Source organism: Flavobacterium hibernum, assembly GCF_000832125.1.
Taxonomy (GTDB): Bacteria; Bacteroidota; Bacteroidia; order Flavobacteriales; family Flavobacteriaceae; genus Flavobacterium; species Flavobacterium hibernum.
In genome coordinates, this window is the sequence record NZ_JPRK01000015.1 from 139,417 (window position 1) to 157,753 (window position 18,337).

Sequence of the window (18,337 nt, forward strand, 5' to 3'; positions counted from 1 at the left end):
TATGAACTACTTAAAACTAAGCATTTGCGCCCTACTTTTTGCTGTTTTATTTGTTAGCTGTAAACAGCACGAAGAAGCCAGAAGACCTATTTCTCAGGCTTCAGGTACTTTTATGAAAAAATCAGTTGACAGAAATAAAAAGTTAGTAGCTAATGAAGAAGATGTCATCAAAAAAATAATCAAAAATAACCCTAAAGCAAAATATTACGCTACAAGAAAAGGTTATTGGTTTACTTATGATGAAAAAAGCACAACCGAAACGGCATCACCTCGAAAAGGAGATATTGCTTATTTTAATTTAGAAGTAAAAGACATCAACGGAAAAATTATTTATTCTGAAGCTGATCTTGGTCCACAAACTTATTATGTTGATAAGCAAGACATCATGATGGGATTGCGTGACGGAATTAAGTATATGAAAAAAAATGAAACGGTTACTTTCTTGTTTCCGTCTCACATTGCTTACGGATATCATGGAGACAATAAAAAAATAGGAACTAATCAGCCTTTAATCTGTACTGTTACACTTCGTAATTTTGTTCCAGATCCAGCAGCAAAACCAGCACCACTAGTTGGTCAAACGCCAAAAACGATTACTCCAAAAGCTCCTGTTCAAACTAAAAAAGATACAATAAACCCATAAAAAACAACATTTTAAAAATGAAAAAAAGTATTTTATTATTGCTATTAGCCGTTGGCTCATTTTATTCTTGTAAAAACGAACACAGCAACTTGCCTGATGGTTTATATGCCGACATTGAAACTAATAAAGGACATATTATTGTTGAATTAGACTATAAAAAAGCTCCTGTTACTGTAGCTAATTTTGTAACCTTAGCCGAAGGTAAAAATGAATTTGTAACAAAAGATTATTTAAAAGGTAAACCATTTTATGATGGTCTAAAATTTCATAGAGTTATTGACGGTTTCATGATTCAAACGGGAGATCCTGAAGGAACTGGTTCTGGAGATACCGGATATAAATTTAAAGATGAAATTTCAGATTTAAGATTTGATAAAGGTGGTGTATTAGCAATGGCTAATAACGGACCTGGAACAAACAGCAGTCAGTTTTTTATCACACACGTTGAAACTCCATGGTTAGACGGGAAACACACTATTTTTGGTCATGTTGTTGAAAAAGGTCAGGAAGTAGTAAACCAAATCAAACAAGATGATAAAGTTCTTTCTGTAAAAATTATCAGAAATGGCGAAGCTGCTAAAAAGTTTGATGCTGTTAAAGTATTTCACGACTACTTTTCGGAAATAGCAAAAGATCAAAGTAAGATTGCAGGAGTTCAAGCAGAAAAAGTTGCTTATTTTGCATCTGTAAAACCAAAAACAACTAAAACAAGTTCAGGTTTACAATTTTTAATTACTGAAAAAGGAACAGGCAAAAAACCTGCAACAGGAACTCAATTATACATTCATTACTCAGGTTTCTTAGAAAACGGAACTTTGTTTGATTCAAGCGTAGAAGAAGTAAATAAAGCGTTTGGTAAATTTGATGCAGCAAGAGCAGAACAAAAAGGTTACCAGCCAATTCCATTTCAAGCTGGTCGTAAAGACGGTATGATTCCGGGATTTATTGAAGGAATCGAACAACTTTCATTTGGAGATAAAGCAATTTTATTTATTCCATCTCATTTAGCTTACGGACCAACTGGTGCCGGAGATGCAATTCCACCAAATGCTAATATTATTTTCGAAATTCAATTATTAGAAAAGCCACAATAATTTTTTAAAAGTTCAACATAGACATAAATTCGGAACTCATGAAGTTTAAATTTTTATTTTTATTTTGCTTGGCAGTAGTCAATATCCAAGCCCAAACAACAAAAAAACCAGTTGCTAAACCAAAAGCTCCTGCAACAAAAGCAGTAACAAAATCAACTTCTCAAGCAGATCCTAATGATGGTATCTTTGCAACAATTTCAACAACAAAAGGTGATATCGTTCTATCTTTAGAATACGTAAAAACACCCGTTACTGCAGCTAATTTTATTTCTTTGGCAGAAGGTAAAAATCCTAATGTAAAAGTGGAAAGATTGAAAGGAAAACCATTTTACGATGGTTTAAAATTTCATAGAGTTATCAATGACTTTATGATTCAGGGAGGAGATCCGGACGGAAATGGTTCTGGAGGTCCAGGATATTCGTTTAAAGATGAATTTGTCGAAGAATTAAAATTCGAAAAAGGTGGCGTTCTTGCAATGGCTAATTCTGGTCCTGCTACAAACGGAAGCCAATTCTTTATCACACACAAAGAAACTCCTTGGTTAAACGGAAAGCACACTATTTTTGGTCATGTGGTTTCAGGAATGGACAATGTCAATAAAATTGTTCAGGATGATATTATGACAAAAATTACCATTACTCGTAAAGGTGCAGCGGCTAAAAAATTTGATGCCGTAAAAGTTTTGGCTGATGATGCTAAGAAACAAGATGCAAAAAAAGCAGAAGCTCAAAAAGTAATAACTCAAAAAGCAGCTTATTTTGCCGCTACTAAAGCTAAAGCAACCACAACTGCATCTGGTTTAAAATATGTTATCACACAAAAAGGAAGTGGTGTTAAAGGTGCTGAGGGATCTAATATTTATTTCCATTACGCTGGATACTTTGAAGACGGAAAACTTTTTGACAGCAGTATGGCTAACGTAGCCAAAGCTTACGGTCAATATGATGCAAATCGTGATGCTCAAAAAGGATATCAGGCTTTTTCTTTTGCAGTGGGTAAAAAAGACGGTATGATTCCTGGTTTCCTTGAAGCTCTGGATATGATGACTGATGGTGAAAAAGCAATATTCTTTCTTCCATCAAATTTAGCATACGGCGAAAAAGGTGCAGGAAATGTTATTCCTCCAAAAACAACTTTGGTTTTTGAAATTGAAACGTACAAAGAGCAACCTACAAAGTAGTTTTTAAATTCTTTACTGACATAAAATGAACCGCCAAGATATTCTCTTGGCGGTTTTTTATTTTATACTAATTCTATCAAATCTGCAATTTTAGAACTTCTTAAAAGAGCAAAAACAAAGTAATATTAACGTTTGTACATATTTTCTATTAAATCCTAAACAAAATAACTTACCTTTGCCGGCTTTAATTTTTTAAAACAAACAAGTTAAGATGTCACAAAATCACGTTTTAAAAGGAGTATTTTTTGTTGCTTTAGGAGCTACAACTTACGGAATGTTAGCCACTTTTGTAAAAATGGCTTATTCTGAAGGATATACTACAGCCGAAGTAACAACCTCTCAATTTGTATTAGGAATTCTTGGTATTTTACTTATAAATGCCTTCCAGAAAATAAAACATAAAGAGAATGTTGTAAAAGCGACACCAAAAAATATCTTTAGTTTAATGCTTGCCGGTACTTCATTAGGTATGACAAGTTTGTTTTATTATTTGGCTGTAAAATATATTCCGGTTTCTATTGGTATTGTTTTATTGATGCAGACCGTTTGGATGGGTGTTCTACTTGAAATGATTTTAGAAAAAAAATTACCTTCAAAACAAAAGGTTATTGCCGTAATTATTGTCCTTGTAGGAACAGTTTTGGCGACGAACATTTTAAACAACGAAATAAAATTAGACTGGAGAGGTATTGCCTGGGGTGTTTGTGCTGCAGCATCTTTTACTACAACTATGTTTACTGCAAATCGTGTCGCTACAGAAATTTCTTCGGCGCAACGTAGTTTATACATGCTTTTGGGTGGTGCAATAATTGTATTTTCGTTTGCATTTGCGACACAAATAACACCTTTTAACTTGACGATTTTTGCTAAATGGGGAATTATCCTTGCTCTTTTTGGAACAATTATCCCTCCTATGCTTATGAATATAGGATTTCCATTAACGGGAATTGGTTTAGGAAGTATTGTTTCTGCACTTGAACTTCCTGTTTCTGTAATGATGGCATTCGTATTACTAAACGAAAAAGTTATCTTAATTCAGTGGGTTGGAATTGTTCTTATCATTTTGGCCATTATTATTATGAACGTAAATTTTAAGCGTAAAAACTAGCCAATTTTAAACAGCCTTAAAAAAAAGAGCCTTGTAATGTAATAATTGTTAATTTTTTTATAAATTCGTGATAAACAATAACATATCATGAATTTACCTTGGCATTTATATTTAATGGCTTTTCTTTATATAATTGCTGGAATTAATCATTTTAGGAACCCTAAAATGTATCTTAAAATAATTCCTCCTTTTTTTAAAAACCCAAATTTAATAAATATTTTAAGCGGAGCATCTGAGATAATACTAGGTGTTCTGCTAACATTTTCTGTCACAACACGTTTTGCTGCGTGGGGAATTATTGCTTTGTTAATTGCAGTATTCCCAGCAAATTTATTTATGTTTCAAAATAAAAAAGCAAGTTTTAATTTACCAAAATGGATTTTATTTGTACGTTTGCCCTTACAATTGGTTCTGATTTTTTGGGCATACCAATATACCCTTTAACGATCAACTATTAATTAAAATTATTTATTATGAAAAAATTATTTGCAGAGTTTTTTGGAACTTACTGGCTAGTTTTTGGAGGTTGTGGAAGCGCACTTTTTGCTGCTGGAATTCCTAACTTAGGAATTGGTTTTGCTGGTGTTGCACTGGCTTTTGGTTTAACAGTACTTACGATGGCATATGCTGTTGGGCACATTTCTGGTGGACATTTTAATCCGGCTGTATCATTTGGTTTATGGGCTGGTGGAAGATTCCCCGCAAAAGATCTTTTACCTTACATCATTTCGCAATGTGTAGGCGCACTTGCAGCAGCAGGAACTTTATTTATCATTTGGACTGGTAAAGCAGGAAATGCAATCAACAACACACAAGCCGGTGCCTTTGCATCTAATGGCTATGGCGCATTTTCGCCTGACGGATATTCATTACAATCTGCTTTTATTGCGGAGTTTGTATTGACATTGTTTTTCTTATTAGTTATTTTGGGAGCAACAGATAAATTTGCAAACGGAAGATTTGCAGGTATTGCTATTGGTTTAGCCTTAACGCTTATTCACTTAATTAGTATTCCTATTACAAATACTTCTGTGAATCCTGCAAGATCATTATCTCAAGCAATTTTTGCTGGTGGAGAACCATTATCGCAAGTTTGGTTGTTTTGGGTTGCTCCAATATTAGGCGCAATAGTAGCAGGATTTATCTACAAAACACTACTGCAAAATCACGCCGAAGCATAATCGATTTTTATTTGTAACCTCTAAAATTTATCAAATATGGAATTTTTATATTTCTTACTTATTGGCGCAATATCTGGATGGTTAGCAGGTCAGATATGGAAAGGCGCAGGTTTTGGATTACTAGGTAATATTATCGTTGGAATCATTGGCGGAATTATTGGTGGCTGGATTGCTGGCAAACTAGGTATAGGTGGCGGCGGGCTTTTATGGCAAATTATAATTGCTGTTGGTGGAGCCTGGGTTTTGCTATTCATCATTAGTTTGATCAAAAAAGCATAAAACATTCTATTACATAATAACTTTTAAAAGAGAAAATCAAATATATTTATATTCGGTTTTCTCTTTTTACTTTATAAGAATTCCTCTGTTGGTCCTTTAGTTTCATTTAAACTTTAATTTTATGAATGATATAATTGCTTATTTCAGTACGATTCCGTCTTCGCATAGAAGTTTAATTCTGGTTGGTGGAATTACTATTTTTTGGCTTATCGAGAATACCTTTCCTCTTTTTCAAATGCAGTACAAAAAATGGCAGCATGCAGGAATCAACTTCTTTTTAACCTTCACAACAATTATCGTCAATTTTGTATTAGCCTTTATTTTAATAAAAACAGCGAACTGGACAACTGTACATCATTTTGGCATTTTACAATGGTTACCAACATTACCAATGTGGTTGTATACATTAACGGGATTACTTTTATTAGACTTAATTGGTGCCTATTGTGCACATTATGTTCAGCACAAAATAAAGTTTTTATGGAGATTTCATCTCATTCACCATACTGATACCTGGATCGATACTACGACCGCAAACAGACATCATCCAGGCGAAAGTATCATTCGGTTTATTTTTACCACTCTAGGAGTTTTAATCGTTGGAAGTCCCATGTGGATGGTTTTCTTATATCAGAGTTTATCTGTCGTTTTTTCACAATTTAATCACGCCAATATTTCTTTGCCAAATAAACTCGATCATTATCTAAGTTATTTTATTATTTCGCCTAATATGCATAAAGTACATCATCATTATGTTTTACCTTATACGGATAGTAATTACGGGAACATTTTTTCGATATGGGATCGTCTTTTTGGCACTTTTACAACATTACCCAAAGATCAATTGATTTATGGTGTAGACACTCATATGGCTCCTGAAGAAAACAACAAATTGAAAAATTTGTTACAAATACCGTTTCAAAAATCAAGATCTGTAAAAAACAGTTAAAATCCTGAAAAAAAACACACTTCATCGAACCAAGTAATTATTTTTTTTATTAATATTGATACTTAAATTGAAAATCAATCTATTAATCATTAACCCCTATTTTGAATTAATTTTCACGTGATGAAAAAGAGTAACCGCAAAGAATTGAATTGGGAACAAACGGAAAGACTTGTTTCGTTAGCATTAGAAGAAAAAAATCCATTTGAGATCATTAAAAAAGAATTTGGATTGGCAGAAAAAGAAGTTCTGGAAATCTTGAAAAAGAAAATGCCTCTTGAAAAATTTGAGATGTGGAAAAAGAAGGCAACAGCAAATAAACCAAAACCAAAACAAGTTAAGATAGATGATTTTGACGAGGATTTGGATGGCAAATACTATATAAAAAATAAGCTAGACTAAAACATAGAACTCCTGGAATTCAGGAGTTTTTTTTATTTTTAAATTAAATGTAACTTTTTCACCTCTTGTAAGTCAAATAGCAATAACTAAACTCATATAAATGAAAAAAATTCTTTACACCTTAGCTCTTGCTGCAACGCTTTGGAGCTGTAAAACCGGAAGCTCAACCGGTGCCGCAAAAAGTAATACTGTAGAGGTTAATATAAATCTTGTTGATGTAAAAGATGATAAGGTTTTGGTAACTGTTACGCCTCCGCAAATAAAAACTGACGAAGTTGTTTACAGTATTCCAAAAACAGTTCCGGGAACTTATTCTACAGATAATTACGGTAAATATTCAGATGGTTTTAAGGCTTTTGATGCCAAAGGAAATGAATTGACTGTAAAGAGAATTGACGATAATTCATGGTCCATCTCTGACGCTAAAAAATTAAAAAAAGTTACTTATTTGGTTGGCGATACTTTTGATACTGAAAAAGGTACAGGATTTGGCAATGATGACGTTTTTTCACCAGCTGGAACCAATATCAACGCAGGAGTTAACTTTATGGTTAATACACATGGCTTCGTAGGTTATTTTCAAGATAAACTAGACGTTCCTTACAAAGTTACTATTACACATCCTGAAACGCTTTGGGGAGCAACTTCAATGACTGATGAAGATGCCAGTAAAACCAGCGATGTATTTACAACACCACGTTATGCAGTTTTAGTCGAAAATCCAATTATGTATTCCAAACCAGACTACACGACTTTCAATGTAAACGGAATGGATATCTTGATTGCTGTTTATTCTCCTACAGGAAAATTTACTGCCGAAAGTATTACTCCGGAAATGAAAACAATGATGACGGCGCAAAAAAACTTTTTAGGAAAAGTAAATTCTACTAAAAAATACTCTGTTTTATTGTATTTGTCTACTATGGCAAAAGATGATGCACATGGTTTTGGAGCTTTAGAACATCCAACAGCTACAACTGTTGTTTTACCGGAATCTATCCCAAAAGACAAATTGGTAGAATCAATGAAAGATGTTGTTTCGCATGAGTTTTTTCATATCGTAACTCCGTTAACGATTCACTCAAAAGAAATTCAGTTTTTTGATTACAATGCCCCAAAAATGTCTGAACATTTATGGATGTATGAAGGTGTTACAGAATATTTTGCAAACCTTTTTCAAATCAATCAGGGTTTAATTAATGAGTCTGAATTTTATACTCGTATTGCTGATAAAATCGAACAGGCGAAAGCTTTAAATGATACAATGTCGTTTACTGTTATGAGCAAAAATGTTTTAGAACAACCGTACAAAGATCAATACTTAAACGTATATCAAAAAGGGGCTTTAATTGGAATGTGTATTGACATTATTATTAGAGAAAAGAGCAATGGCGAAAGAGGAATTCTAGATTTAATGCACAAACTATCTAATGAATATGGTATTGAAAAACCATTTAACGATAATGAACTTTTTGCTAAAATTACTGAATTGACTTACCCTGAAGTTGGAGAATTCTTAAATAAATATGTTGCCGGAACAACTCCAATTCCTTACGATTTTTATTTGGCAAAAATTGGTGTAGGCAAAGCCTCAGAAAAGGTTCCGGGATCAATTTTCATAAAAGGACAAACTCCATATATTGGCGTTGACAAAGCTACCAAAGCAATAAGTGTTCGTCCTGGTGATTTGAATGTATTTTTTACTAATTTAAATCTTAAAGCTGGTGACGTGATTCTTGATGTAAATAACAAAACGTACAACTTAGATAATATTTATGATTTGATTACTGAAAGTGAAAATTGGAAAGAAAATGATCCAATTACAATTAAAATCAAACGTGACGGTAAAGAGCAAACTATAAAAGGAACTGTGAAAGTACCATTTGAAGAAAAAGAAACTTTTAAAGCTACAGATGCTTCAAAAGAGAAACTTAAAAATGCATGGTTAAAAGGGTAATTTCTTTTGATTAAAACAAAAAAAACCGACAAGTGATTGTCGGTTTTTTTGTTTTTATTCAGATTGCATTTGATCTGTCAGACTGAGCGAAGTCGAAGTCCCACAAAGTGATTCAGCAAACGTGACTTCGACTTCGCTCAGTCTGACAAATATTGTATTTATTTCTTAACTGGAAATTTCCAATCAAATTCGTCTTTATCATTGATAATAGCTCCAATTTCGAATTTTACAACTTCGTCAAATTCTGTTTGAAGGATAAACCAATTGTCTTCGTTGAAATAATTCTCAAAAGTATCAAACGTTTCCTGCGTGAATTTTGTAATTCCTTTGGTTGCTAAATCTTTCTTTACATCGGCAATTTTTCTTCCGATTAGTTTGAACCCAAAAACTTCTAAATCATTGCTAGAAGCTACTAAATAACCTAATTTCAAGTCTTCTTCCTGATAAAATGTCAATCTGATTTTATGTTTATTGTATACAAAAATCCCATTATCATCTTCGTCTACATAATTTTTATCAGGCTTTCCTAAAGCAGCCGTTACATCGTTTTGCTTCATTCCGAAAAGCAATTTATCAATTCCTGATTTTAGATTTATTTTCATATTTACTTTTATTTAAAGTGCAAATTTCGTGAAGTTTTTTTAAACTCCATGATGATTCTTTTTTATTATTTTTTTTCGCCACGAATTACACTAATTATCGCGAATTATTTTTTTACCTCAGTATGTGTTATGTACTAGATGAAAATCCAGCTCTACACTACAGCTCTTTTTAAATTTAAAGCCTCTGTTTTAAATTTTCTTTTACCTCAGCAAACCATTCGTTTCTAAGAATACTCAACACGATAGAATCGCGACGAACTTCACTGTTTGCTGTTGGCATGTGACTGCGTAAAACGCCTTCAACTTTGCAACCGATGCTTTTCATGGCGGCAATACTTCGTTCGTTATTATTATCGGCACGGAATTCTACACGTTCCATTTCGAGTGTTTCAAAAGCGAATTGAAGCAATAAAAATTTGCAATGTTTGTTGAGCCCTGTTCCTCTAAATGCAGAACCATACCAAGTAAAACCTAATTGCAGGGTTTTGAATTCGAGATTCATGTCGTAAAAACGGGTTGAACCTGCGTATTTTTGAGATTTTTTATCGAAAACTATAAATGGAAATTCTTTTTGATTTTCTCTCGCTTTTATAGCTAATTGAATATAGTTGATCAGGTTTTCTTTTCCGTCTGCACCTACTAATGAATATTTCCAGGTTTCTGGTTCGTTGATCGAAATTTCTAATAGATTATCGACATCAGTTTCTTGTAATGGACGCAATAAAACTAGATCATCTTCTAAAATAACATTGTCTGAGAATTTGAATTTTGGCATTGAAGTCATATTTTATCTGTATATCTATGGAATCTTAATAAAGTTTTACGATGTTTTCTTTATATAAATAATTCGATTCTTAAATTATTTAACTGATTTGATAGCTCTAATTTGCCAAAGAATACCCAGAAATAATCCAATTGCACCTCCTAAATAACTAAAACTATGCATTTCAGAAACTGCAATAAAGTTTTTGACATTATGAACCTCAAGTGGAAAACAACAGTTAGAGTCTAATCTTGAAAAACCAAGAAAACCATAACACAAGCCAATAAGACCAAATATTAGTGAAGTGCCTAATACAACTAAAGTAGCTCCTTTTATACTTTTTATCATTTGCCTGACATCTGAGTGAAATAAGCTTATCGTTGCAAATACAAAACCGGTAACTAATCCCATCCACCAAGTTGACCATGCTCCAATTATTGAAGCTGTTAATCTTGGAGTGTCTTGCCCATATTGAACAAAACCAAACCTTTCAAACATTAGTTTTGTAAAAAACTCATCAGAAATTGTATATGTAAATTGATTATGTACAATACCATAAAAAATCGCTATTATAACACTTAAAAGAATGGAAGCTATAAATACCGACGCTTTTTTCATCAATTTTCAAATATCAAAATAAATAGTTTACTCACTCATTTCATCGTAACGTTCCGGAACTTGAGGATCGTATAATGGACATTTGAATTCTTCCATTATCTCAACTAATTTATTCATCGTTTTGCCTTCGGTTCCGTAACAATCTATTTTTACACTTTGTGGTGTTGTTATAACTTGAAATGCTCCTTTTCCTGAATTATTTTTCCAGCTATTTTCGTCGACTCTCTCCCATTGCGAGAATACGGAGGCGATTCTATTCATGATTACCTCAACCGGAAGTGTTTCCAGACCTTCGACATCTTCTCTTTCTACAAGTGCTTCATAAACCTCTTGGTGGTTTAGGTAAACTTCTTCTAAATATCTCCAAAAAAGTAATTCGTACATAGCTTGGTGTTTTTTAGCCCCGATAGAAGTGAAAATCCTTTTATCTGCCGCGGCGGATAAAAGATTGTAACGGATAGCGGGATTAGCTCCTAAAAAAGCTAATTATTAATAAAAAAGGTTCTGTTGTAAACTCCAGTATATAAAACCTTTGCAACTCAGTCCCGAAATCTCGGGATTGTAACTTTGTAACTTAAAAAAATTAATACTCGAATGTTCCGTATTCGCTGGTAATAGTAAGTTTTTTAGCATCGGCTGCTTCTACTCTACCTACGATTTGTGCATCGACATTGAATGATTTTGAAATCGCAATAATATCTTGTGCAATGTTTTCCGGAACGTAAATTTCCATACGGTGACCGCAATTGAAAACTTGATACATTTCTTTCCAATCTGTTTTTGATTGCTCTTGAATTAACTTGAACAATGGCGGAACCGGAAATAAATTGTCTTTTATAATGTGTAAATTTTGAACGAAATGTAAAATTTTAGTTTGTGCTCCTCCACTGCAATGTACCATTCCGTGAATTTCGTTTGGTGTGTAGGTGTCTAAAATTTTCTTAATAATTGGTGCATAAGTACGAGTTGGAGAAAGTACTAATTGACCAGCATTTATTGGGCTATCTTCTACGGTATCTGTTAAGTTTACCTGACCTGAATAGATTAATTCTTCTGGTACAAGTGCATCATAACTTTCTGGATATTTTTTGGCTAAATATTTACCAAAAACATCGTGACGGGCAGATGTTAAACCATTACTTCCCATTCCGCCATTGTAGCTTTTTTCGTAAGTTGCCTGACCAAAAGAGGTTAAACCAACAATTACGTCACCTGCTTTAATATTAGCATTATCAACAACATCTGCACGTTTCATGCGAGCGGTTACTGTTGAATCTACGATTATGGTACGAACTACATCTCCAACATCGGCAGTTTCTCCTCCTGTTGAATGAATGGTTACTCCAAATGATTTTAATTCGTTGATTAATTCTTCGGTTCCGTTAATGATTGCTGAAATAACTTCGGCAGGAATTAAGTTTTTATTTCTTCCTATTGTAGACGAAAGTAAAATATTATCTGTTGCTCCAACACATAACAAATCATCAATATTCATGATTAATGCATCTTGAGCGATTCCTTTCCAAACCGAAATATCTCCTGTTTCTTTCCAATACATATACGCCAAAGACGATTTTGTACCTGCTCCGTCGGCGTGCATAATCAAGCAGTGATCTTCGTCCTGTGTTAAATAATCAGGAACAATTTTGCAAAATGCTTGAGGAAATAAACCTTTATCGATATTTTTTATGGCGTTGTGTACGTCTTCTTTTGATGCCGAAACACCTCTTTGCGCGTACCTTTTGCTAGAATCTGAACTCATGTAACTTAGTTTGTGTTGATGTGGTGCAAAGATAATCTCTTTTTTTAATTCTTTGATTGATTCGTGTGTCTGTTTCACAAAAAAATCGGCAGTTTGCTATAACTGCCGATTTTCTGCAATAAAATTGGTTATAAAAAAATTGGTCTTTACGGTTATTCCCAGTCTGGCATAAAGTATCCTGCAAACAAAACGACTCGTGAGTCTGTTACTGAGATACCACTTTTAACGATGTTTTTTACTGATACACCATCATTTGAGGTGTTTGTAAAAATAACTTCGGCTTCATTTGGCGAATATCTGGCGTCATAATCGTTTGTTCCCGCTGGTTTGTTGCCAATAATTGCTGTTGCTGTTGCTGTTGTTAAATTGTATTCGAAAATTCTGCTGTCGAGTTGTCTGTAATTCTGATTTTCATACTCTGAAACATCTCTAGAATAAAGCAGTTTTTGTCCGGTCACAGAAAAATTTAATCCGCTTGTAGCTCCTTTATATCCTGAAAGTACTTGACTGAGCACATTTCCTGAAGTGTCTATGATATAAATTTCGACATTGTAGCCACTAACATCATTTACTTTTAATGCGATTTTTGTTCCGTCATTGCTCCAATCGCATTCTGAAATAAATTTACCTGTTGGTGTTTTGTAAATTTGTGCCAGACCGCTTCCGTTGTTATTTATTTTATACAATTTGTCAAAACTTGGATAAATAATTTCACTTCCGGAAGCATTCCAACTGAAACCAACAAAATCTGAATTAAAACCGTTTATTGGAACTGAGTTTGTAATTTTTGTAACTCCGGAACCGTCTTCATTCATGGTGTAAATATGATTTTGTCCTCCGCTAGATCTTATAAAAGCAATTTTTCGGACTTGTGTATTTCTTCTTGGTCTCCAATTATTTGTTTCCAAACCTGTAAGCTGGTATTTATTTCCTGCATCATCAATAGAATAAATTACATTATTATCACCTACTTTATTTACGCCTAAAAATCGCGTAGCAGGAAATGTCGATGTTGTAAATGAACTTACTGCACTCAAAATATCAACATTTACGCCGTCATTTGCCGTTACTTGCCAGAAATATTTAACACCATACAATAATCCTGTTAGGGATAGTTTTTTGTCTTTAATACCTGTAAACACCTTTACATCGGTATTAGCATCATTTCGCAAAGTAACACTAAAGGTCAATACATCATTATCCGGATCTGTAGCAGTCCAAACCAGATCGAGTGCAATGTTTTGGCTAACTGCATTATCTGTAGGTGTTGTTAAAACTGGTATTGCGGGCGGCTTGTTATTTGTTGTCGATTTTTTTAGCTCGAATATAACTTCTGCTGTATTATTGGCAGTTACTGATACTGATTCGAATTTTGCAACATAACCGTCTTTTTGGGCCTGAAAAGAATATTCTCCAATGGGTACTTTACTCATTACAAATTTCCCATCTGCATCTGTAAAAATGGTTCCCGAAGTAGGACTTGAAGTAATTTTTACATTTTCCATTGGCTCAAAGGTATCTGCTATCACAACTCTTCCGGTAACAGTACCGTACCCAACTTGGTCTACTTTTTCTTCGCTACAAGAACTTAGCACTATAAAAAAAAGAAAACATAATTTAAAATATAAGTTATTCATAATCTTCGCTTTAAATTATTTCAAAATGCTATTTTTTACTTTTATTTTTATTACTCGAAAAATAGTACGTAACTCCTAGTCCAAATTTATAGTAGTAATCGTCTCTGACTCCTGCTACCAGATAATCTAAATTATCTGAAAAATTGATATCATACTCTCCAAATAATTTTATCCCAATTGAATTAGAAACCAGATATTCTACTCCTGCACCAAATTGTACTTTCGAATGTGTATTTTCAAACTTCTTATTCATTCCAAAACCTCCACCTCCATATATATAAGGGCTAAATTTATCTTTTGGAAGCAGTAAAAGTTCCAAATTCAGGTCAAAAGTCAAATACCCTACGTCGATTATATCTTTATTAGCCAATAAAACGGCATTTGTAGAACCGCTAATATTAAGACCAGGGGTAATAAAGTATTTTAAGGCTCCTCTTCCCATAGGTTTTAATACCGGATTTGCATAATCTCCATCAACAAGTGAGGTTCCGCCTGCTATTTCGATAGCAAACTTAGAGCGTCGTGGTTCAAGTTCTCGACCATATAAAGCAGTGCGATCTGCCACTTCATTTTCGACTGCATATTTTTTCATAGTAGCATCCAATTCTGCCGGAGTTGCATCTGCCAGCCAAATGTTGTCCTGAATTCCTTCTAAAACCATCGATTGAACGGCTTTTTCAATGGCTTCGGTAACTGCCATATGAACGGGTTCGTTTGTTGTATATCCTGTTTCTACTTCTAAGAGTCTTTTAAAACTTACATATTTAAACAAACTTTCGTCTATGGCTTGCGATAAGATTGTTTTTGAAACGTAAACTGATTTTAAAATTTTTCCGTTTGAAGTCGAAACCATTCTCAAGTAAACTGTTACTCGATCCTGACGGTATTTTATAGAACCTCCTGTACCAAAGTATCTTGCCCCAAAACCTCCTGTGATAATATTAGAATCGTACGAAATAATTCCGCCCTCTAATAAAACCCCGGCGTATAACAATGGCGTTAATTGTGGTTCATTTGGATTTGCGTTTTTTGAATACTCTTGTCTTGTAGATCGAATCAGGTTTCTTTCCTGCAATAAGTTTCCAATATTTTCGCGTTCGATTGGTATAAACCATTTAGAATCCTCTAAGGCTTTTAGCAATATTGAAGTTGCGCCCTGAGTCACGGCGGTACTAAAATTGCTTCCGTTTTCCTGAGGTTTATATTGTCCTGTTTGATCTCTAAATTTATAAACTCCAACCACAATTTGTTCTTTTGGTTTTGGAAGTTCTTTTAATAGAGAAGTTGCTGGTGTGCTTTCGCCCAGAACTGCTTTTTCTACTCCGGTTGGCTGATTGTAAAACGCACCGCAGCCAGAAAATAAAAGGACTAATAACAGTGTTAAGTAGTTATTTACTCTCATTATTATTATTTATTTGGAATGATTACTTGCGTCTGTTCTCCTGTAGTTGTATCTAATATATTGACCGATAGACCTTCGGATGAAGGATAGATATCGACAGAATAACTTCCAAAGGTGTATGAACCTACAGAAAGACCGTTTGTTCCAAATTGTTGTTTATAAAGTGAGCTTGAGATCTGACTTAACAACTGGGCATTTAAACTTGCTTTAAATTGCTCCAAATCTGTTTTTTGTGGCGTAACTGCTGTTTTATCTTTTAATTTATTTTGAGATTCAGCGCTATTTAATAGCCACTGGTAATTAAAAGTATCACCGCCGAACGCAGGATTTACAGGCTTGTAAACGAATGCTTGCGATCTGACAAAAGGTGAAAGCAGAAGAAATAATGAGAGGCTTAAAATAAATTTCATGACCTTAATGATAAAATTAATACTGAGTGAAATACTTGCGTTGCTTTTCTAAATCTTTCAAGTAGTAAATAGTTGCATTTATAGATTCCTGAGCTACCGCTTCTAAAAATTCATCGTCCGGTCGTACTAAAAAATCATATATAACAGTGTTGTCTATCGAAACGGTTATTTTTGTATTTCTTCCAAAACTGTATTCTTCCGTTATAACAACTATTTTTTTTGCATTTATTCCAATATCATTGTACTTGTAATAATACTTATCGTAAAAATCTTTTCCCATTTTGGTTTTGGTATCATCGGTTACAATACCTCTTAACTCAAATCCATCAACGGGCATAATTATTACATCATCTTTTTTTTTTCTTCACCCAGAACCACTCTGTCTTTTGCTATTATTTCTTTTTCTTCGTCATAAAATAACAGCAACACGATAACTTCGTCATCTCCACTTACATTGATTTGTGTAGCCGATAATTTTTTAACTTCATTTGGTTCTAGTGTAAAAATCCCTACTTGGGAATTATTAGATTGATTATTACTTTTATCATTATTTTTTATTACGGATAATCTATAAGAAGCACTTTTCATAACGTCGGTAAGATTTTCTGCTGTACCAGTAATTTTAAAGTTATCTTCTATTTTCTCTACATCTATTTTTGCTTTTATCTGGTTTTGAGGAACAGCAACCTGTGCCATTAAAACGGTGCTAAAAAACAAAAAACTCAAGAGGATATATCGGAATAAAAATTGCATTTCTTTTAGTTTAATTTGTTTAGGATAATAATAGCAGACCCATTTCCGTTTTGTGTGATTTTCATATCTTTAGAAATAGAGTTTGTGCCATAACTTTGTATTTTTTGATCGTTCCCATTCTGAATCATTTCTGTTTTTACATCATAATTAGTTCGGAAGGAGTAATCTGAAATACTATTGTTTTTTCCTTGTTGGGATATCGTCTGAGATATTGTTTTGGCGTCTTTTACTAACAACAACTCATTGAAATCTCCTTTTTGTGAAACTGTAACATTAACTTTATTAGCATCAAGATCTGCTCTGACTGCATTGAAGTTTCCTATTTGCTGAATCAAAACTCCTTGAGATAATTGTTGTACTTGTTCTAACTGTAATTGATCTGTACTTTTTTTGTTTACAGTCGATACTATACTTAATGCGGTATCTTTAGTATCAAACACAGATGAACTATACGTTTTAAGACCTGAAGTATCTGCTTTTTCTTGTGCATGAAGTACCGGTATCAAAACAAAAAACATTAAAAAGAATATGTTTACTAAAATTTTCATCTTTTTGATTGTTTTAAAATATGACAGCTAAAGCTAATTTAGCTGTCATATTTTTATATTTATCTTCTAAGTAATATTCCTTAGTGATTACTTTGATTTACGTTAGATAAATTTGAATTCCCTTGTTGGATTACAACACTTTCATTTCCTGTAGAAAGAGCTGAAAAAGCTGTTTGTATTGAATAAGAATGGTTACCGTTACCTTCTTGCAGTACATTTTCAACATTTCTGTATCCAGTTTGAGAAGAATCTGCTATATTATCTTTTCCAAATTGAAAATGATTAGATTCATTTCTATTAGAAGCACTAGAGAAAAATCCTCCTGTTTGTGTTTGGTTAGATTCATTATTTATGCCACCTTGACTAGCATATGCTAAACCATAATTTCCATTTTGAGTTTGAGTAGCATTATTTTTACCATGAGGAGAAGCCGGTACTGAAGTTGTCAAAGCCGCCATTCCAGTAAATACAGCTGCAGTTGGTAATGGATTACCGCTGGTTCCCTGATCAATTGTTGCTTTATTGTGTTTACCGTCCTGATTTTGAGTCGCAGTATCTTCTCCTTTTAAATTTCCAGTAAGCAAACTATAGGTAACAACAGTTTCATCTTGCCAAATTGTAGCATCGTTATTATCTCCAACTTGAGTTTGATAAGCTTTATTTCTCCAGTTATTTTGAGAGATAAAAGCTGTATTATCTTTACCATTTTGCCAAACCTCTGCTAAGTTATCATGAGAAATATTTCCCAACAAAGGTGCAGTCATTTGTCCTGGCAAAACTCCTTGATACACATCTGACTGGTTGTGCATATTAGATTGTTTAATGCTTGAACTTTGTGCAGTTCCAATTTGATCAACATACGCATCTTGCGAAGTACCGGTTTGGTTTACATAACTGGTATTTGGAGCAATTGTTCCAGGCAGAATTTGTGCGGTTCCAATTGCGCTGACAAACAGCATCGCGGAGATGCTTAAAATTACTTTTTTCATAATAAATATATTTAATTGGTTATTAATACAAGTTATTATGTAGGCTAAAGCATGGGGAATTT

At 33.5% G+C, this 18,337-nt stretch carries 22 protein-coding genes; 10 read left to right on the forward strand and 12 right to left on the reverse strand.

All coding sequences use genetic code 11. The features are described from left to right. Position 1 precedes the first annotated feature (1 nt). The 10 genes from gldI to IW18_RS17785 all read left to right on the forward strand — a co-directional run bounded on the left by gldI (position 2) and on the right by IW18_RS17785 (position 8,791). Positions 2–643: a gliding motility-associated peptidyl-prolyl isomerase GldI gene (gene gldI, locus IW18_RS17740; protein ID WP_041519347.1), complete on the forward strand. Its 642-nt coding sequence runs from the start codon at positions 2–4 to the stop codon at positions 641–643. Positions 644–660: 17 nt separating this feature from the next. After that, positions 661–1,737, forward strand: a complete 1,077-nt coding sequence (locus tag IW18_RS17745) for a peptidylprolyl isomerase (protein WP_041519348.1) — start codon at positions 661–663, stop codon at positions 1,735–1,737. Positions 1,738–1,775: 38 nt separating this feature from the next. Then, positions 1,776–2,918 carry a peptidylprolyl isomerase gene (locus IW18_RS17750; RefSeq protein ID WP_041519349.1) on the forward strand — a complete coding sequence of 381 codons (1,143 nt, stop codon included), beginning with the start codon at positions 1,776–1,778 and terminating at the stop codon, positions 2,916–2,918. Positions 2,919–3,129: 211 nt separating this feature from the next. After that, on the forward strand, positions 3,130–4,026 hold the full coding sequence (locus IW18_RS17755; protein ID WP_041519350.1) for an EamA family transporter: 897 nt from the start codon (positions 3,130–3,132) through the stop codon (positions 4,024–4,026). Between the two features lie 87 nt (positions 4,027–4,113). Beyond that, positions 4,114–4,470, forward strand: coding sequence for a DoxX family protein (locus tag IW18_RS17760; RefSeq protein ID WP_041519351.1), 357 nt, complete (start codon positions 4,114–4,116; stop codon positions 4,468–4,470). Positions 4,471–4,499: 29 nt separating this feature from the next. Then, positions 4,500–5,207: an aquaporin Z gene (gene aqpZ, locus IW18_RS17765; protein WP_041519353.1), complete on the forward strand. Its 708-nt coding sequence runs from the start codon at positions 4,500–4,502 to the stop codon at positions 5,205–5,207. A gap of 36 nt (positions 5,208–5,243) precedes the next feature. Next, positions 5,244–5,486 (forward strand): GlsB/YeaQ/YmgE family stress response membrane protein, encoded by a 243-nt coding sequence (locus IW18_RS17770; protein ID WP_041519354.1) that lies wholly within the window; start codon positions 5,244–5,246, stop codon positions 5,484–5,486. Positions 5,487–5,607: 121 nt separating this feature from the next. After that, positions 5,608–6,435 (forward strand): sterol desaturase family protein, encoded by an 828-nt coding sequence (locus tag IW18_RS17775; protein ID WP_041519355.1) that lies wholly within the window; start codon positions 5,608–5,610, stop codon positions 6,433–6,435. A 120-nt stretch (positions 6,436–6,555) separates the two neighbouring features. Beyond that, positions 6,556–6,834: a DUF2805 domain-containing protein gene (locus IW18_RS17780; protein ID WP_041519357.1), complete on the forward strand. Its 279-nt coding sequence runs from the start codon at positions 6,556–6,558 to the stop codon at positions 6,832–6,834. 100 nt (positions 6,835–6,934) lie between these two features. Next, complete coding sequence (locus IW18_RS17785) at positions 6,935–8,791, forward strand: M61 family metallopeptidase (RefSeq protein ID WP_041519358.1); 1,857 nt, start codon at positions 6,935–6,937, stop codon at positions 8,789–8,791. Positions 8,792–8,949: 158 nt separating this feature from the next. On the opposite strand, the gene IW18_RS17790 is transcribed toward IW18_RS17785, so the two are convergent. The 12 genes from IW18_RS17790 to IW18_RS17845 form a co-directional block, all read right to left on the reverse strand. After that, positions 8,950–9,393: a hypothetical protein gene (locus IW18_RS17790; protein WP_041519360.1), complete on the reverse strand. Its 444-nt coding sequence runs from the start codon at positions 9,391–9,393 to the stop codon at positions 8,950–8,952. A gap of 175 nt (positions 9,394–9,568) precedes the next feature. Continuing rightward, entirely contained in the window at positions 9,569–10,168 is a 600-nt protein-coding gene (locus IW18_RS17795) for a GNAT family N-acetyltransferase (protein ID WP_041519483.1), read from the reverse strand. Positions 10,169–10,252: 84 nt separating this feature from the next. Next, positions 10,253–10,774: a hypothetical protein gene (locus IW18_RS17800; protein WP_041519361.1), complete on the reverse strand. Its 522-nt coding sequence runs from the start codon at positions 10,772–10,774 to the stop codon at positions 10,253–10,255. 27 nt (positions 10,775–10,801) lie between these two features. After that, the gene (locus tag IW18_RS17805) at positions 10,802–11,158 is read right to left on the reverse strand and encodes a hypothetical protein (RefSeq protein ID WP_041519362.1); all 357 of its coding nucleotides are present in this window, start codon (positions 11,156–11,158) and stop codon (positions 10,802–10,804) included. A 199-nt stretch (positions 11,159–11,357) separates the two neighbouring features. After that, positions 11,358–12,536, reverse strand: a complete 1,179-nt coding sequence (locus IW18_RS17810) for an AIR synthase related protein (protein ID WP_041519364.1) — start codon at positions 12,534–12,536, stop codon at positions 11,358–11,360. Positions 12,537–12,688: 152 nt separating this feature from the next. Further along, complete coding sequence (locus IW18_RS17815; protein ID WP_041519365.1) at positions 12,689–14,173, reverse strand: carboxypeptidase regulatory-like domain-containing protein; 1,485 nt, start codon at positions 14,171–14,173, stop codon at positions 12,689–12,691. A 28-nt stretch (positions 14,174–14,201) separates the two neighbouring features. Further along, positions 14,202–15,575, reverse strand: a complete 1,374-nt coding sequence (locus IW18_RS17820; RefSeq protein ID WP_041519367.1) for a CsgG/HfaB family protein — start codon at positions 15,573–15,575, stop codon at positions 14,202–14,204. 5 nt (positions 15,576–15,580) lie between these two features. Beyond that, a complete protein-coding gene (locus IW18_RS17825) occupies positions 15,581–15,985 on the reverse strand; it encodes a curli production assembly/transport component CsgF (protein ID WP_041519368.1) in 405 nt (134 codons plus the stop codon). A 16-nt stretch (positions 15,986–16,001) separates the two neighbouring features. Further along, positions 16,002–16,322 (reverse strand): CsgE family curli-type amyloid fiber assembly protein, encoded by a 321-nt coding sequence (locus IW18_RS17830; protein WP_084607983.1) that lies wholly within the window; start codon positions 16,320–16,322, stop codon positions 16,002–16,004. A 5-nt stretch (positions 16,323–16,327) separates the two neighbouring features. After that, positions 16,328–16,738, reverse strand: coding sequence for a hypothetical protein (locus tag IW18_RS17835; RefSeq protein WP_041519370.1), 411 nt, complete (start codon positions 16,736–16,738; stop codon positions 16,328–16,330). 5 nt (positions 16,739–16,743) lie between these two features. Then, a complete protein-coding gene (locus tag IW18_RS17840; RefSeq protein ID WP_041519372.1) occupies positions 16,744–17,286 on the reverse strand; it encodes a hypothetical protein in 543 nt (180 codons plus the stop codon). Positions 17,287–17,366: 80 nt separating this feature from the next. Then, positions 17,367–18,275 (reverse strand): hypothetical protein, encoded by a 909-nt coding sequence (locus IW18_RS17845; RefSeq protein WP_041519374.1) that lies wholly within the window; start codon positions 18,273–18,275, stop codon positions 17,367–17,369. Positions 18,276–18,337: the final 62 nt, after the last annotated feature.

What these genes read in the sequence shown, in the direction of transcription:
- gldI (WP_041519347.1), top strand. Translation starts at nt 2, where the DNA reads ATGAACTACTTAAAACTAAGCATTTGCGCCCTACTTTTTGCTGTTTTA.
- IW18_RS17745 (WP_041519348.1), top strand. Translation starts at nt 661, where the DNA reads ATGAAAAAAAGTATTTTATTATTGCTATTAGCCGTTGGCTCATTTTAT.
- IW18_RS17750 (WP_041519349.1), top strand. Translation starts at nt 1,776, where the DNA reads ATGAAGTTTAAATTTTTATTTTTATTTTGCTTGGCAGTAGTCAATATC.
- IW18_RS17755 (WP_041519350.1), top strand. Translation starts at nt 3,130, where the DNA reads ATGTCACAAAATCACGTTTTAAAAGGAGTATTTTTTGTTGCTTTAGGA.
- IW18_RS17760 (WP_041519351.1), top strand. Translation starts at nt 4,114, where the DNA reads ATGAATTTACCTTGGCATTTATATTTAATGGCTTTTCTTTATATAATT.
- aqpZ (WP_041519353.1), top strand. Translation starts at nt 4,500, where the DNA reads ATGAAAAAATTATTTGCAGAGTTTTTTGGAACTTACTGGCTAGTTTTT.
- IW18_RS17770 (WP_041519354.1), top strand. Translation starts at nt 5,244, where the DNA reads ATGGAATTTTTATATTTCTTACTTATTGGCGCAATATCTGGATGGTTA.
- IW18_RS17775 (WP_041519355.1), top strand. Translation starts at nt 5,608, where the DNA reads ATGAATGATATAATTGCTTATTTCAGTACGATTCCGTCTTCGCATAGA.
- IW18_RS17780 (WP_041519357.1), top strand. Translation starts at nt 6,556, where the DNA reads ATGAAAAAGAGTAACCGCAAAGAATTGAATTGGGAACAAACGGAAAGA.
- IW18_RS17785 (WP_041519358.1), top strand. Translation starts at nt 6,935, where the DNA reads ATGAAAAAAATTCTTTACACCTTAGCTCTTGCTGCAACGCTTTGGAGC.
- IW18_RS17790 (WP_041519360.1), bottom strand. Translation starts at nt 9,393, where the DNA reads ATGAAAATAAATCTAAAATCAGGAATTGATAAATTGCTTTTCGGAATG.
- IW18_RS17795 (WP_041519483.1), bottom strand. Translation starts at nt 10,168, where the DNA reads ATGCCAAAATTCAAATTCTCAGACAATGTTATTTTAGAAGATGATCTA.
- IW18_RS17800 (WP_041519361.1), bottom strand. Translation starts at nt 10,774, where the DNA reads ATGAAAAAAGCGTCGGTATTTATAGCTTCCATTCTTTTAAGTGTTATA.
- IW18_RS17805 (WP_041519362.1), bottom strand. Translation starts at nt 11,158, where the DNA reads ATGTACGAATTACTTTTTTGGAGATATTTAGAAGAAGTTTACCTAAAC.
- IW18_RS17810 (WP_041519364.1), bottom strand. Translation starts at nt 12,536, where the DNA reads ATGAGTTCAGATTCTAGCAAAAGGTACGCGCAAAGAGGTGTTTCGGCA.
- IW18_RS17815 (WP_041519365.1), bottom strand. Translation starts at nt 14,173, where the DNA reads ATGAATAACTTATATTTTAAATTATGTTTTCTTTTTTTTATAGTGCTA.
- IW18_RS17820 (WP_041519367.1), bottom strand. Translation starts at nt 15,575, where the DNA reads ATGAGAGTAAATAACTACTTAACACTGTTATTAGTCCTTTTATTTTCT.
- IW18_RS17825 (WP_041519368.1), bottom strand. Translation starts at nt 15,985, where the DNA reads ATGAAATTTATTTTAAGCCTCTCATTATTTCTTCTGCTTTCACCTTTT.
- IW18_RS17830 (WP_084607983.1), bottom strand. Translation starts at nt 16,322, where the DNA reads ATGCCCGTTGATGGATTTGAGTTAAGAGGTATTGTAACCGATGATACC.
- IW18_RS17835 (WP_041519370.1), bottom strand. Translation starts at nt 16,738, where the DNA reads ATGCAATTTTTATTCCGATATATCCTCTTGAGTTTTTTGTTTTTTAGC.
- IW18_RS17840 (WP_041519372.1), bottom strand. Translation starts at nt 17,286, where the DNA reads ATGAAAATTTTAGTAAACATATTCTTTTTAATGTTTTTTGTTTTGATA.
- IW18_RS17845 (WP_041519374.1), bottom strand. Translation starts at nt 18,275, where the DNA reads ATGAAAAAAGTAATTTTAAGCATCTCCGCGATGCTGTTTGTCAGCGCA.